This is a genomic window from Streptomyces sp. NPDC050161 (genome assembly GCF_044460025.1).
Lineage (GTDB): Bacteria > Actinomycetota > Actinomycetes > Streptomycetales > Streptomycetaceae > Streptomyces.
On the sequence record NZ_JBITJM010000036.1, the window covers coordinates 1 to 13,727 of the forward strand.

Consider the following 13,727-nt stretch of genomic DNA (forward strand, 5'->3'; position numbering starts at 1 on the left):
CCAACAATCTACAACCCCCAGAGCGACCTGCACCCCCTGATTCTGGCCGCGTGAGCCGCACGCACGCCCGGGCCCCGGGCGGGATTTTGCGGCCCGGGGCCCGGTCGCGTCAGGAGGGCGTTCTCACTCGCGTGTCCGCGCCCGCCACAGTTCCTCGCGTCCCGGCTCCAGCAGGGTGTCGTGGACGGTGTCGGACGGCTCGCCGCCGAGGGTGCGGACCGCGGGGCGGGCGGGGCGGTGGGCGGGCCAGGCCGACTCCGGGGCCGGGGCGCCGGTGCGGACGAAGGCGCCCCACAGGGCCCGCACCTGCCGCCGCAGGCGGGTCATCCCGTCCTGGTCGGCGCCGTCGAAGACCGGGGCGCGGCGGGCCTCTTCACGGCCCAGCAGGAACGGGATGTCCAGGCAGTGGCAGGCCCGCAGGACCCGGTGACGGCCGGGGAGCTGCCAGTCGAAGCGGTAGAGCCAGGTGCGGGCGCCGTGTGCGTGCAGGGTTTCGGCGAACTCCTGGGTGGGGGCGGCGAAGAACGCGTCCGTCTTGAGGTCCTCGAATGCGGACGGCAGGGCCCGGGACGGTGACGGGGCGGCTGCGGTGTACCGCGCCAGCGCCTCATCGGCGCGGGCGCCGAACTCGGCGCGGAACTCCGCGAGCACCGCCGCCCGGTCCGGTCCCTCCGGCTGCCCGCCGAACCACAGGGCGCACTCGTGCCGGGTGGTGCCGAGCAGGATCTCGGTGCCGTTCAGCGGCGGGGATTCGCGCAGTGCCCGTGCGAGGTCAGCGGCGACGACGGCGTCGTCCGCGACGAGTTGGAAGGGCGGTCGCACGTCGCCGGCCGGCCGGGGCCGGGTCAGTACGTGCTGCTGCGCGGCCCGTATCTGCTCGGCCGGCATCAGCCGCAGCTCCTTGGGTCCTGCCGCGCCGGCCGCCGTGCGGAAGACGTCCGCGGTCGCGGCGGCTGCTTCCCGGGTCAGCGGGGCCATGCCGAGCGGCGCGCTGTGCAGCAGTGCGCGCCGGAACAGCGGGCGTACCTGCGGCAGGGCGAGCAGCGCGGCCAGCGCCTGTCCGCCGGCCGACTGCCCGGCGACCGCGATCCGTTCCGGATCCCCGCCGAACGCGGCGATCTCCGCCCGGACCCAGCGCAGCGCCGCGATCTGGTCCAGCAGGCCCGCGTTGGTGGTGAATCCGTCCGGGGACGCGGTGCGGAAGGTCAGCTCCGTGCCCGTCCCCTCGATCGTGGCGGGCTCGGCGCCCTCCGGCGCGAGGAACCCGAGTGCGCCCAGGCGGTAGTTGACCAGCACCACCACCAGGTTCTCCTGCGCCGCCAGCTCCGCGCCGTCGTAGCGCGGCAGGTCGGCGCCGCCGGTCAGGAAACTGCCGCCGGGCAGCCACACCAGGACCGGCCGCTTGCCGCCGCCGGGCCCCGGCGTCCAGACGTTCACCGTCAGGCACGCCTCGGTCTGCTCCGTCTCCGGGTCACCCATCAACGCGCCGACGGGGGACGGGAGTTGCACGGGAACGGTGCCCCGGGGCCCGTCGGCGGCCAGCGGCTCGCGCCACGGGGGCGGCGGGGCGGGCGGCGCGAAGCGCAGGAGGCCCACCGGCGGCGCCGCGTAGGGCACCCCGCGGAACGCCGCCACGCGCCCGTCCGCCCCCTCCCGCCGGCCGCGCACCGGCCCCTGGGAGATCTGCACCTGCACCTCTACGGACTCGTTCGTCACTGCCATGGCGTCGGTTCTTCCTCTGCTCTGCGTTCGTGCGGTCACCGGAGCGGTTCCGCGGTCATTTGGCCACCCGGCTGGGCACCCAGCCGGACGGCGTGTTCGCCAGCACGTGGCGGGCCAGCTCCACCCGCCGGGAGATCCCCAGCTTGGCGAAGGAGCGCCGCAGGTGGGAGTCGATGGTGTGGGTGGAAAGCGAGAGCCGGCTCGCGACTTGACGGTTCGTCAGTCCGTCGGCGACCAGGCGTACGACGCGCAGCTCCGACGGCGTCAGATTGCTCCAGCCCTCGGCAGGTTCGCCCGCCTCGGCCTCCGGCCGCCCGGCCGCCGGGCGCTCCGGCGGGCAGACCGGCTCCCCCGTGCCGCGTGCCGCCCGCGCCGCCGCGCCCTTGTCCGTGCCGGGCGCCGTGCCGGGAACCGTGCCAGGAACCGGCCGGCTGCCCAGCCACCGCTGCACCCGCTTGCGGCCCAGCGCCGCACCGCTCGTCCCGTAGATCTGCTGGGCCTCCGTCAGCCGGTCGACGGCGTCCCGCTGCTGCCCGGCCCGTAACGCCGCCACCCCGGCGTCCTCCAGCGCGGACGCCAGCGCCAGCGGGTGGCCGGCGCCCCGCAGCACGCGCACCGCCCGGCCCAGTGCCGCCAGATCACCGGCCTGGAGTCCCTGGGCGTGCAGCGCCGCCCCCGTCACGGCCGGTACGCCGGGGTTGCGCCGCGCCAGCCGTCGCGCGAGCGCCGTCACCGCCGCCGCCTGCCGGCCCGCCTCCGCCCTGCGCGCCATCCGCACCAGGTGCGGCAGGACGACGGGGTCGGCGATCAGGAACGCCACGTGCTCCCCCGGCGCCTCGTAGAGGTGCCGCAGGTGTGCCACGGCCGCGCCGGAGTGCCCCTGCGCGTCCAGGTGGACCGCGCCGGCGAACGCCACGAGCGAGCCCAGCGGTCCTGGCGTCCCGGCCTCCTCCGCCGGGACGCGGGCCAGCACACCGGCCGCCTCCCCCGGATCGTCCCGCACCGTCGCGATGAGCGACAGCATCCCGGCCAGCGCCCACTCCAGCGACGAGGTGCCGGCGCCGGCCGCCCGCAGCCCGCGCTGTGCCTCCCGCGCCGCTTCCGCCAGCCGCCCGGAGGCCCACTCCTGCTGTGCCCTGACCAGATGCAGGGCCGGCGCCTGCACCGGATGATCCCGGCCGTCACGCACCTCGCGCAGCGCGTCGGCGGCCTCCAGCGGCCGGCCGTACGAGGTCAGCGCGGAGGCCAGCCACAGCCGGAGCAGCTCTCCGGTGCCGTCCCCCGTGCTCTCCTGGGCGTGGGCGGCCACCGCCTCGCGCGCCAGGTGCGTCGAGCACGCCAGGTCGCCGCCTTCCCTGGCCGCCAGGCTGAGCGCGGCGTCGGCCAGCGCCACCACGGTCCGGTCGCCGAGCACCGCGCCCAGTTGGAGGGCGCAGCGCGCGGTGCGGTCCGCCTCCTCCCGGCCGCCGGGGCGCAACGCCGAGCAGAGCGCCTTCAGGGCGTACACCTGGGCCCGCAGGCCCTGTTGCGGCGCCACCTCCAGCAGCGCCCGCTCCAAGTGCACCGCGACCTCGCCGATGTGACCGGTGTGGACGGCGAGCACGGCCAGCTCCCGGGCCGCCCGCGCCCCGGCCGGGGTCTCCCAGCGTGCCTGGGCCAGTGCTTCCCTGAGCAGTCCGGCCGCCCGCGGCGCGTCCCCGGCCTTGGTCAGGAACCGCACCGCGGTCGCGACGGGGGCGGCGGCGACGGGTTCGTACGCGCGCAGCCGCTGGAGCAGCCGCCGCGCCGCGTCCCGGTCGCAGGACGCCGGGTCCGTGGCCGCCGCCTCCTGCCGGACGAGACCGGCGGCCGGTTCGGTGTGCTCCGTTTCGCTGCCGAGCACGGCGTGCGCGGTCACCTCGCTGCCGCGCCGCCCCTCCTCCCGGTAGGTCCTGGCCACTTCGGCGTGCAGCGCCTGGCGTACCGGGCCGAGCAGCGTGGTGTAGAGCGCCTGCCGTACGAGCGGGGCGCGGAAGGCGAGCAGCGGCCCGGTGTCGGCGAGCAGTCCTGCGTCCACCGCCTCCTGGGCCGCGGACGCCAGCCCCATGGCGGTGGTGTCGGCCAGGGCTGCGGCATGCCGCAGGGAGAACGCGTCGCCTAATAAGGAGCCGATGCGCAGCACGTCGTATGTCTTCTGCGACAGCCCGTGCCAGACGGGGGAGATGGACTCCGCGCAGCCTTCGGGCAGTTCACGGCCCCGCACCCGGGCGGTGCCGTGATCGGTCCTGATCCGGCCTGCGGCGTGCAGCAGCCGGACCAGCTTGGCCAGCAGGAAGGGGTTGCCCGCCGCGACGCCGAGCAGCCGCTCCGCCGCCGGGTCCGGTGCCCCGCCGAGCAGCCGGCCGGCCAGTTCCCGCGCCGCCGGGCCGTCCAGCGGGGCCAGCGGCACCACCTCCGCGGCCTCCTTCGCGAACTGCGTGAACGTCTCTCGCGCCGACCGTTCCCGCGGCACGTCCGTATGGGCCAGCAGCCACATGACCGGCGCGTCGGCGAGGCGGTGCACCAGATCCGTCAGCGCGGCGAGCGTCGAGGGGTCGGCCCACTGGGCACCTTCCATCGTGATGAGCAGCCCGTCACGGCCTGCCCGGCGTGCGATCAGCGTGGCGAGCCGGCCTATCAGCCGCCCCCAGCCGGTCGGCTGCTCGGGCAGAACGGCCAGTTCCTCCGCCTCGCCGGGGTCCAGGACCGGCAGCGGCCCGTCGCCGAGCGCGGCGAACAGCGGTGCCAGCGCGGCCCGCCCGGCCGGCTCGGCCACCCGTGTGCCGACCACGCCGATGCCCCGCTCCGCCGCCTCCTCGGCGGCTGCCTCCAGGAGACGGCGCTTGCCCATCCCGAAGGGCCCGGACAGCACCAGGCATCGCCCCCGGCCCGCCGCGGTGGCATCCAGACCGGACCGCAGCACCGCCAGCTCCGTCCCCCGCCCCACAAGAGGTCGTTCCCCTGTGACCGACGCCCAGCTCTCCCGCTCCATCACGCTCACCTCTCCTACGATCCGGTTACCGCTGCCGTACGGTTCTCCTGGCGTTCCGGCGCACCAACAGGCCGTCCAGGGCGTCCCAACTGGCCCGGACGATCTGCCGGGCAGCCGCCGACGCGTCCTCCGGGTGCCCGTCCTCGATCGCCTGGACCAGCGTCTCGTGCGGCTCCGCCCCGCACGCCGGCCGCAGGTCCTGCCCGCCGATGAGGTCCAGGCTGTGCTGGATGCGCCCGACGAAGAACCGGTAGCTCTCCGTCAGCGCGGCGTTGTGGGCGGCGCCGACGACGGCCAGGTGCATGGACGCGTCCCGCCGTGCGAAGTCGCCGCCCTCGCCCGCGGCTGCCCGGCGCCGCTCGCGGAGCAGCTGCCACAGCCGCGCCAGGTCCCGTTCCGTGCGGCGCTGTGCGGCGAAGCGCGCGACCTGCACGTCGAAGCAGAGCTGTACCTCGAACATGTCCCGGATTCCGGCGAGTTCGATCTCCCGGAGCATCGGGGCGGGACTGCACGTCGAGCACACGTATGTCCCCTTGCCGCGCTGCGGGGCCAGCATGCCGGTGTGCACCAGCGCGCTCACCGCCTCGCGGACGGTGGGCCGGCTCACCCCGAGCCTGGACGCCAGCTCGCCCTCGGACGGGATGCGCGAGCCGACCGGCCAACTGCCGCTCTCCAGCTCGTCGTGGAGCCGCGCGATGACTTCGTGCACGGTGCGCTGCTTGCCGATGTGCCGCAGGGTCACGTGGTGTCCTCGGTCTCAGTTGTCTGGTAACCGGTACCGGCGCCGGGGTGCTCCTGATGCTCCCGGTGACGCCGGTACGGGCCCGGTCGCCGGCGTCACCTCAACGTGAGCGACATGGCATCGGGCCGGGCGCCCGGCGGGATTCCGTCCCCGGAGGCCACTTCGGCCCCTGCCGGGGCATGGAGCTTCCGTGGCAGGGGCGCGGGGGCGGGCAGGCCCGGTCGAGCCGCCCGCCCCTGCTGCTCACCGTTCGGTGGCCGCCCCGGGAGCGGCGTCCGCCACCTGCTGACCGCCGGCTCCCTCCGGAGCCGCGCCGTCCGCGGCGGCCTGATCCTGCGCGCCGTCCGCGCCGTCGCGCCGGCGCCAGGCGGCCGTACCGCGCCATACGCACCAGGCGCCCAGCACGCCCGCGAGCCCGATGCCGCAGAGCGAGAGCCGCGCCTCACCCGCGGATTCGGGCCCGCCGAGGTGGACGAGCACCCCGGCGATGGCGGAGCCGATGGCGTTGGAGACGAGCTGGACGGTGTTGATCGCCGCGGCGGCGGTGTCGCCCTCGTCCTCCGAGCGGACGCCGCCCATGACGCGGGTGGCCACGTGCGGCCAGGCGATCCCGATGCCGGCGCCGCCCAGCAACAGGCCCACCACCCAGGCGACGACGACTCCGGCGCCCATGCCCTGGGTGGCCAGCAGTCCGGTGGCCACGAAGCCCACTGTGATGAGCAGCGGTCCGGCCGACGCCACCCGGCTCTTGTTGCGCAGCCGCGCGACGCTCGCGCTGGGAATCTCGCCCAGCGTCCAGCCCAGCGCGATGGCAGCGCCGACGAATCCGGCCAGCAGCGGGGCCAGGCCGGCCAGCCGCTGCCCGAACAGCGGGATGAACGCCTCGATCTGCGAGGCCATCGACAGCAGCGCGATGGCGGCGTAGCACCAGGGCAGCGGCGAGGAGAAGGAGAACGCCGAGCGGGGCAGGATGCGTCCGCCGCTGCGCCGGTCGTACGCCAGGCCGAGCACCAGCCCGGCCACCGCGGCCACCAGCAGCGCCACGAGCGCCGCCGTCGAGCCCACCACGTTGCCGATGCTGACCAGCAGCACCGATCCCACCAGCAGGATGACGGTCAGCGGCGACGCGACCGGGGGCACGTCGCCCGCCTTGGTCGCCGGGACGGCCAGCGGCACCACGGCCATCACCAGCACCGTCGCCACCAGCAGCGTCACCAGCGCGCCGCGCCACAGGTCGAACTGTGCGAACGCCCCGCCGACCGCCGGGCCGAGGAACGTCCCCACGCCCCACATACCGGACACCAGCGCGGTGCCGAGCGACCACAGCCGGTCCGGCAGCAGCGACCTGATCAGCGCGTATCCCAGCCCGGCCAGCAGGCCGCCGCCCAGCCCCTGCACGAACCGGCCGACCAGCATCGTCTCCATGCTCGGCGCCACCGCGCACACCACGGTGCCGACCGCGAAGGACCCCAGCGCCAGGAAGTACGCGTTCCGGGCGCCCAGCCGCGGCAGCACCGTGCTCACCAGCGTCGACGAGATCACCGACGCCAGGAGGAAGACCGTGGTCACCCAGGCGTAGAACCGTCCGCCGCCGATGTCCTGCACCGCGGCGGGCAGCAGACTCGTCGTCAGGAACACGTTCGTCGCGTACAGCCCGACACCACCGGCCAGCACCACGGCCACCCGCCGGTGCTGCCCTCCTAGTAAGTCTCCCCAACTTCCGTGCCCCGAAGGACCGTTCGCCTGCTCATCCTGCTCACCCTGATCACTGGACATGCGGCGAAGATAAAACCTCAGGAGGACATGAGGTCAACCCCGTATCGTCCGGGGCATGTCGAACGCCCATCAGCTGCTCACCGTCGGGGAAGCCGCCCACCGCAGCGGGGCCACGGTCGCCGCCCTCCACCACTACGAGGACCTCGGCCTGCTCACCCCCCAGCGCACCGCGGGCAACCAACGCCGCTACCCCCGTCACCTGTTGCGCCGTATCGCCCTGATCCGCATGGCCTCCGGCGTCGGCATTCCCCTGGCCGACATCCGCGACGCGATGCATTCCCTCCCCGAGGACCGCGCTCCCAATCGCCTCGAATGGGAACACCTCACCGGCCTCTGGCGGGAAGCCATCGAGGAACGTATTCAGACCCTCCAGCAGATGCGCTCCCAGTTCATCGAATGCATCGGCTGCGGCTGCCTTTCCATGAACCGCTGCACCATCGTCAACCCCAACGACGAACTGGCCCCGCCGGGGACGGCATTGGAACTCGGGGAGGGAAAGCGACGGCAACGGAAGAGCTGAGATCCACAGTTACCCATTCGTAATGTACGGGAACTCCCCCACCCGGCTCACTTACATCACATTCCTTCAAAACCTGACATATCGCCATTGCGTTCCCTTCTCCGCGCTGGCAAAGTGATCTTTCGTCCGGCATATTCCAGACGAAATCAACGGGAGGACGCACCACAATGCGTAAGTTCAAGATCCTCGGAGCACTGGCTGGAGCGGCACTTGTCGCCGGGACGGTGGCAGCCACCCCCGCAAGCGCCGCCAGCGGCAGCGACGTTTCCCTGCGCAGTGTCAAGCGCGGCAGCGTCACTTGCTTCAATTACTCGTGGAACCCGGCCGGAATAGCCACCTACACGGTGTACTACCACAACACGTGCAAGGGCAGGCACGGCTTTTACGTGACGACCAATTCCGGGCTCTCCCACGAGTGCATTTCGGTGGCGGGGGGCGCGAAGGGCCACAAGGCGTTCGTCACGAAGCCGATCAAGTTCGCGTACAAGAAGAGCTGCTGAGCGTCAGTGAGTTCTTCTCGCCGGGCCCAACGGGCAGGCGAGAATCTCCTGCGCGGCCGGCCTGCGTAGCCAGGCCGGCCGGTAGAGCCCTCCCCTCGTGGGCACCGGATTTCACGGTTGCCCACGAGGGGAGGGCTCTCTGCTCGTGGCCGGTGACGGTGGCCGGAGCCCCAGCAGGCTGACGGCCACGCTTCCCAGGGTCGGGCCGACGGCCGTGGCGGTCCACGTGATGGACTCGAAGAGCCGCTGAGCCGACGTGCGGACCAATTGCTCAGCGAGTGCTTCTGCGACAGCATCGCACCTGGTCACAGGGGGTAAATCAGTTGTAGCCGCGATCGGTTTCGTGTGCCACGGTGAGCTGTATGGAGGGGAATCAGCGCAGCCGTGCTCATCAAGACCACCGCCATCACGACCCGCACGGGCCCGGTCGCAGGGGCAGCCCCTCGCCGGCCGGGTTGCGGCACCGGATCGCCCACCTCGTCAGGCCACACCGTCACGAGGCCGGTGACAAGGTCGACGCGGCGATGGAGACCTCCAGGGCGGGGATGCGCACGCTGTGTATCTCCCTGGCCGTCCTCGGTCTGACCACCGCCGTCCAGGCCATGATCGTCGCCCTGTCCGGGTCGGTGGCGCTCCTCGGCGACACCATCCACAACGCCGCCGACGCACTGACCGCCGTCCCGCTCGGCATCGCCTTCGTCCTCGGACGCCGGGCGGCCAACCGCCGCTACACCTACGGCTACGGCCGTGCCGAGGACCTGGCCGGTCTGCTCATCGTGACGACGATCGCCGCCTCCGCCGCCCTGGCCGCCTGGGTGGCCGTCGACCGGTTGCTCAGCCCCCGCGACATCACCCACCTGTGGGCGGTGGCCGCCGCCGCGCTGGCCGGGTTCGTCGGCAACGAGTGGGTGGCCCGCTACCGCATCCGCACGGGCCGGCGGATCGGCTCCGCCGCGCTGGTCGCCGACGGTCTGCACGCCCGCACCGACGGGTTCACGTCGCTGGCCGTTCTCCTGGGAGCCGGTGGTGCGGCGCTCGGCTGGCACGTCGCCGACCCGGTCATCGGCCTGCTCATCACCGTCGCCATCCTGCTGGTGCTCAAGGACGCGGCCCGCGAGGTGTACCGGCGGCTGATGGACTCCGTCGATCCCGGCCTGGTCGAGGACGCGGAGCACACGCTGCGTGGGGTCGACGGGGTGCTGGGTGTCGGGCAGGTGAGGATGCGGTGGATCGGTCACGCCCTGCGCGCCGAGGCCGACATCGTGGTCGCCCCGCACCTGACCGTCGTCCGTGCTCATGAGGTGGCCGTCACCGCCGAGCACGCCCTGATCCACGCGATCCCGAGGCTGACCGCGGCAACCCTCCACACCGACCACGCCCCCACCGGCGCAACCGACCCGCACGCGGCCCTGTCCCACCACGGCGAGCGGCCCGGCGCGCCGGCGGTGGGACCGGCCCGGACCGGCCGGTGGACGAAGGCCGGCCGGGCGGGCAGCGGTTGCCCCACCCCGTAAGGACATCCCGTAAGAAACGGCCGACGACTCCTCAGTCCTGGTCCGCGTCGTCCGCCGGATGGGGAAGCAGGGGGAAGAGCCGGGTGATCAGTGCCACCGGCCGGGCGCCGTCGGGCCGGGCCAGGGGGCGTAGTTCGCGGTCTTCGTAGGGCGCGAGCGCTCGTCGGACCACGTCCGCGACCCGGCTCATCTCTTCGGGCGTCAGGTAGGCGACGGCGCTGAAGGCTTCGTCGTGACGCCATTCGGGAGGCGCCCCGTCCCGCTGGGTCAGCCAGCGTTGCCAGCTCTCGTCCTCAAGCCCCCGGGCCAGGTCGCCGAACTGCTCGGCCGGGGGCCCGTCGGCAGCGGGCGTGCGCTGCCGCAGCCGCCAGGGGCGTGCGCGGCCCCCGCTGTGGGGGGCTTCTTCGATATGTCCGTGGCGCGCGAGCTGGCGCAGGTGGAAGGAGCAGAGACCGGAGCTGTAGCCCAGCCGGGAGGCGGCTTCGGTCGCCGTGACGGCGCCGACTTCGGCGAGCAGGTCCAGCAGGGCGGTGCGGACCTCGTGCTCGCGCAGTTCCTCGTCGGCGCCGCGCGTCCGGTCGTGCGGAATGTTGACGTCCTCATCAGTCACTTTGCAAAGTCTGCTACTTTGCAAAGCGCTTGGCAAGGAGTCCGTACTGGAAGGCGTCAGGCCGCGGCGACGCCCGCGGCAGCTGTGGCGTGCGCAGAAGGAGAGGCAGCTATGTCCGTTCGTCACGAGCGGCCCCGTTCCGTCGACCGGCGGGTCCGCGTGCAGGGGCGCCCCGTCGACTCCTATCCGGCTCTGCCGCCGGAGGCGGAACGCGGTGCGGTGCGCCGGATCACGGAGGTGGGCGAGGAGATCCTGAGCCGTCCGTGCCAGGAGGTGACCGCCTTCGGCTCCCCCGCGCTGTCGAGCCTGATCGACGACATGTTCCTGACGATGCATGTGGCCGACGGGGCGGGTCTGGCCGCGAACCAAGTGGACGTCGGCCTGCGGCTGTTCGTGTACGACTGCCCGGACGAGTACGGAATCCGGCACACCGGCCACATCGCCAACCCGGTCCTGGACCTGCCCGCTCCTGGCGACCGCCGGCTCGTCGACGACTTCGAGGGCTGCCTGTCCGTCCCCGGCGCCGGCAAGTCGGTCCCCCGCACCGACCACGCCGTCGTCCGCGGGTTCGACAAGGAAGGCGCCCCGCTCGTCATCGAGGGGACGGGGTACTTCGCCCGGTGCCTGCAACACGAGACCGACCATCTCCTCGGCCACACCTATCTCGACCGGCTCTCCAAACGGGACCGCAAGGACGCCCTGCGTCAGATGACGGACCGCCGCGAGGAAGTCTTCGCCCGGCGTGCGGCCAAAGCCGCCGGTCTGGAGCGGTAGGAGCCGCGGGCCCGACGGCTGCGGGCGGGCGGATTCACGGCCGGCCACCCCACCGGCGAGGCCCGGCTCCCCCTCGCCCGCCCGAGGACACGGGGCCTCGGGCGGGCGGTCAGCTCACCGCTCCAGCGGCGCCGTTCGCCGTCTCAGCAGCTCAGGTTGTCGCCGGGGACGGTCCCCAGGATCTGCACGAAGCTCTGGTAGCTGTTGATCCGGCTCTGCACCTGTCCGGGGTTGCCGCCGTTGCACTCGATGGTTCCGTTGATGCTGCGGATCGTCTCGCCGAAGCCCTTGCCGTTGACCATCGCGTCGTGCGGCGTCATGGTGCCGGGGCCGGTCTGGGTGTTCCAGTACCACAGCGCCGTCTTCCAGGCCACGGCGGCATCCTGCTCCACCAGCGAGGGGTTGTTCAGCAGGTCGATGCCGAGCGCGTCGCCCGCCGCCTTGTAGTTGAAGTTCCAGCTCAGCTGGATCGGGCCGCGGCCGTAGTACGCGGCCTGGCCCGCGGGGCAGCCGTAGGGCTGGGTGGCGTCGCAGTAGTGCGGGTAGTTGCCGGTGTTCTGCTCCACGACGTAGACGAGACCGCCGGTCTCATGGCTGACGTTCGCGAGGAAGGCCGCGGCCTCCTGACGCTTGACGGTGTCGCTGCCGGTGTTCGCGAACTCCGGGTAGGCGCTGAGCGCGTCGGTAAGACCCTGGTAGGTGTAGAACGCGTTCCGGTTCGGGAACATCTGGTTGAACTGGGCTTCGCTGACGACGAAGCCCTCGGCCTTGGTCCTGGCCCCGGCGCCCTCACAGGCGTGGCCGGCCTGGGCATGCGCGGACGGGGAACAGCCGGACGCGGCCCCCGCGGGCGCGGCCGGCACCATGACGGCCACTCCCACGGCCAGGGCCGCGGCGCTCAGCAGTGCGGCGATACGTGATCTCATCGAGGAACTCCTTCGTGCGGCTGCACGCCCGCCGGGCACCGGAGCCCGGACCTCACGCCGGGCGCCGAACGCCGGGCGGGAAGCAGCCGCTGTGGGGGAATTGCCTTACCGAGCTGATCTGTTGGCGGCATCGCCGAAGGGCCGGAGGGATGCCGCGGCACGCTGGACAGGACCGCATGGCCGGGCCGTGAGGCCGGGCTGCGGTCTAGACCAACTTCAGGCTAGAGGTGCCGCGCCGAGAACGTCCATACCGCGTCAGAGGGAAGCGAGATCGGCCGTCCATCCGAGCGGGACAACCTCAAGTGGCCGTGCATCGTGGCGAGTTGCTGCGGGATGCGCTCTACCGCAGTTGCCACGGCGGGCGGAAGGAGTTCATGTGCCGTCACGGCGGGGACGGCAGGGCGCCCGGCCTGCGGGGGAAGGTCGCAGGCCGGGCGCCGGATCATGGGGCTTCGGTGGCTCAGTCCTCGTAGTAGTTGTTGACGACCACGTCGGGCTCGTCGTCGTCGAACGCCTCGTTGAGCAGCGCGCCGCCGACCAGACCGGCCGCGCCGGCGCCGATGAGCGCGCCCGTGCCGAAGCGGCGTCCCTGCTGCTGGCCCTGCTGCTGCGGGTACTCCTGCTGCATCGGCTGCGGGTAGCCCTGCTGCGCCGGCGGATAGCCGGGCTGGGCCGGCTGCGGGTACCCCGCCTGGGGCTCGGTGTAGTACGGCGGCGGTGTGCTCTGCACGCGCTGGGCGCAGCTCCCGCACGCCTGGATCTGCCGCGGTACGCCCCACTGCGGTGACCACGTCACGGGCGTCATGCCGGGGCCGTGGTGGGGGTCGAAGAAGCACGTCATGGGGGAACTCCCTGCTGGTTGCTGTGAGATGGCGGCGGAGCCGGGCACGGGTGCCTCCCAGCCGGCGGCGGCCCCCGCTGCCGGGGCGGCGGGCGGCTCGGGGGGCGGGGCGGGCATCGCGGGCGGGGCGGGGGCGGCCGGTTCCGCGCGCAGGACGTCGACGCCGAAGTCCTGCGCGATGCCCGCGAGTCCGGAGGCGTAGCCCTGGCCGATGGCGCGGAACTTCCAGTCCGAGCCGTGGCGGTACAGCTCACCGAAGATCATCGCGGTCTCGGTTGCGGCGTCGCCCCGCAGTTCGTAGCGGACGATTTCGGTGCCGCTGGTCCGGTCGGTCACGCGGATGTGGGCGCTGCGGACCTGGCCGAAGTTCTGGCCGCGCTGCTCGGCCTCGTAGAGGGAGACCGGGAAGACGATCTTCGCCACCTCGGGGGGAACGGCGCCGAGCTCGACGTGGATCTGCTCGTCGTCCCCGCCGCCCGCGCCGGCCGCGCCGCTCCCCGAGTGCCGCACCGAACCGTCCGGGCTGCGGAGGTTGTTGAAGAAGACGAAGTGCTGGTCGGAAAGGACCTTCCCGGATTGGTCGCACAGCAGAGCGCTGGCGTCCAGGTCGAAGCCGGCACCTCCCACCTGCCAGCCGAGCCCGACGCTCACCTCGGTCAGGCCGGGGGCCTGTTTGCCGAGCGACACATTGCCGCCCTTGGTCAGGGCCACACTCATCTGCTTCCTCCACAACTGTGCTGGCTTCCGGCGTCCTTCGGCTTCAACGCGGCGGAAATCGCCAGGGTTCCTGGC

The 13,727-nt window shown here is 73.0% G+C and carries 11 protein-coding genes; 4 read left to right on the forward strand and 7 right to left on the reverse strand.

What is annotated here, in order from left to right; genetic code table 11:
* Positions 1-123: 123 nt before the first annotated feature.
* From ACIBK8_RS34065 to ACIBK8_RS34080, 4 genes are all read right to left on the reverse strand, one after another.
* On the reverse strand, positions 124-1,722 hold the full coding sequence (locus ACIBK8_RS34065; RefSeq protein WP_399046377.1) for a carboxylesterase family protein: 1,599 nt from the start codon (positions 1,720-1,722) through the stop codon (positions 124-126).
* Positions 1,723-1,777: 55 nt separating this feature from the next.
* A complete protein-coding gene (locus ACIBK8_RS34070; protein WP_399046430.1) occupies positions 1,778-4,732 on the reverse strand; it encodes an AAA family ATPase in 2,955 nt (984 codons plus the stop codon).
* A 25-nt stretch (positions 4,733-4,757) separates the two neighbouring features.
* On the reverse strand, positions 4,758-5,474 hold the full coding sequence (locus ACIBK8_RS34075; protein WP_399046379.1) for a FadR/GntR family transcriptional regulator: 717 nt from the start codon (positions 5,472-5,474) through the stop codon (positions 4,758-4,760).
* Between the two features lie 243 nt (positions 5,475-5,717).
* Entirely contained in the window at positions 5,718-7,250 is a 1,533-nt protein-coding gene (locus ACIBK8_RS34080; RefSeq protein ID WP_399046381.1) for an MFS transporter, read from the reverse strand.
* 55 nt (positions 7,251-7,305) lie between these two features.
* On the opposite strand from ACIBK8_RS34080, the gene soxR reads away from it, so the two are divergent.
* The 3 genes from soxR (at position 7,306) to ACIBK8_RS34095 (ending at position 9,784) form a co-directional block, all read left to right on the forward strand.
* Positions 7,306-7,770: a redox-sensitive transcriptional activator SoxR gene (gene soxR, locus ACIBK8_RS34085; RefSeq protein ID WP_399046383.1), complete on the forward strand. Its 465-nt coding sequence runs from the start codon at positions 7,306-7,308 to the stop codon at positions 7,768-7,770.
* Positions 7,771-7,937: 167 nt separating this feature from the next.
* The gene (locus tag ACIBK8_RS34090) at positions 7,938-8,270 is read left to right on the forward strand and encodes a hypothetical protein (RefSeq protein WP_393684709.1); all 333 of its coding nucleotides are present in this window, start codon (positions 7,938-7,940) and stop codon (positions 8,268-8,270) included.
* 362 nt (positions 8,271-8,632) lie between these two features.
* Positions 8,633-9,784: a cation diffusion facilitator family transporter gene (locus ACIBK8_RS34095; protein WP_399046385.1), complete on the forward strand. Its 1,152-nt coding sequence runs from the start codon at positions 8,633-8,635 to the stop codon at positions 9,782-9,784.
* A 31-nt stretch (positions 9,785-9,815) separates the two neighbouring features.
* On the opposite strand, the gene ACIBK8_RS34100 is transcribed toward ACIBK8_RS34095, so the two are convergent.
* Positions 9,816-10,394, reverse strand: a complete 579-nt coding sequence (locus ACIBK8_RS34100; RefSeq protein WP_399046387.1) for a helix-turn-helix domain-containing protein — start codon at positions 10,392-10,394, stop codon at positions 9,816-9,818.
* Positions 10,395-10,505: 111 nt separating this feature from the next.
* Here ACIBK8_RS34100 and def point away from each other — a divergent pair, with 111 nt between their 5' ends.
* Positions 10,506-11,168 (forward strand): peptide deformylase, encoded by a 663-nt coding sequence (gene def, locus ACIBK8_RS34105; protein WP_399046389.1) that lies wholly within the window; start codon positions 10,506-10,508, stop codon positions 11,166-11,168.
* Between the two features lie 143 nt (positions 11,169-11,311).
* Here def and ACIBK8_RS34110 read toward each other — a convergent pair whose 3' ends face one another.
* Together ACIBK8_RS34110 and ACIBK8_RS34115 are read right to left on the reverse strand one after the other, a co-directional pair.
* The gene (locus ACIBK8_RS34110; RefSeq protein WP_399046391.1) at positions 11,312-12,094 is read right to left on the reverse strand and encodes a chitinase; all 783 of its coding nucleotides are present in this window, start codon (positions 12,092-12,094) and stop codon (positions 11,312-11,314) included.
* Positions 12,095-12,554: 460 nt separating this feature from the next.
* A complete protein-coding gene (locus tag ACIBK8_RS34115) occupies positions 12,555-13,652 on the reverse strand; it encodes a TerD family protein (protein ID WP_399046393.1) in 1,098 nt (365 codons plus the stop codon).
* Positions 13,653-13,727 lie beyond the last annotated feature (75 nt).

What these genes read in the sequence shown, in the direction of transcription:
- soxR (WP_399046383.1), top strand. Translation starts at nt 7,306, where the DNA reads ATGTCGAACGCCCATCAGCTGCTCACCGTCGGGGAAGCCGCCCACCGC.
- ACIBK8_RS34070 (WP_399046430.1), bottom strand. Translation starts at nt 4,732, where the DNA reads ATGGAGCGGGAGAGCTGGGCGTCGGTCACAGGGGAACGACCTCTTGTG.
- def (WP_399046389.1), top strand. Translation starts at nt 10,506, where the DNA reads ATGTCCGTTCGTCACGAGCGGCCCCGTTCCGTCGACCGGCGGGTCCGC.
- ACIBK8_RS34065 (WP_399046377.1), bottom strand. Translation starts at nt 1,722, where the DNA reads ATGGCAGTGACGAACGAGTCCGTAGAGGTGCAGGTGCAGATCTCCCAG.
- ACIBK8_RS34115 (WP_399046393.1), bottom strand. Translation starts at nt 13,652, where the DNA reads ATGAGTGTGGCCCTGACCAAGGGCGGCAATGTGTCGCTCGGCAAACAG.
- ACIBK8_RS34090 (WP_393684709.1), top strand. Translation starts at nt 7,938, where the DNA reads ATGCGTAAGTTCAAGATCCTCGGAGCACTGGCTGGAGCGGCACTTGTC.
- ACIBK8_RS34110 (WP_399046391.1), bottom strand. Translation starts at nt 12,094, where the DNA reads ATGAGATCACGTATCGCCGCACTGCTGAGCGCCGCGGCCCTGGCCGTG.
- ACIBK8_RS34080 (WP_399046381.1), bottom strand. Translation starts at nt 7,250, where the DNA reads ATGTCCAGTGATCAGGGTGAGCAGGATGAGCAGGCGAACGGTCCTTCG.
- ACIBK8_RS34095 (WP_399046385.1), top strand. Translation starts at nt 8,633, where the DNA reads ATGGAGGGGAATCAGCGCAGCCGTGCTCATCAAGACCACCGCCATCAC.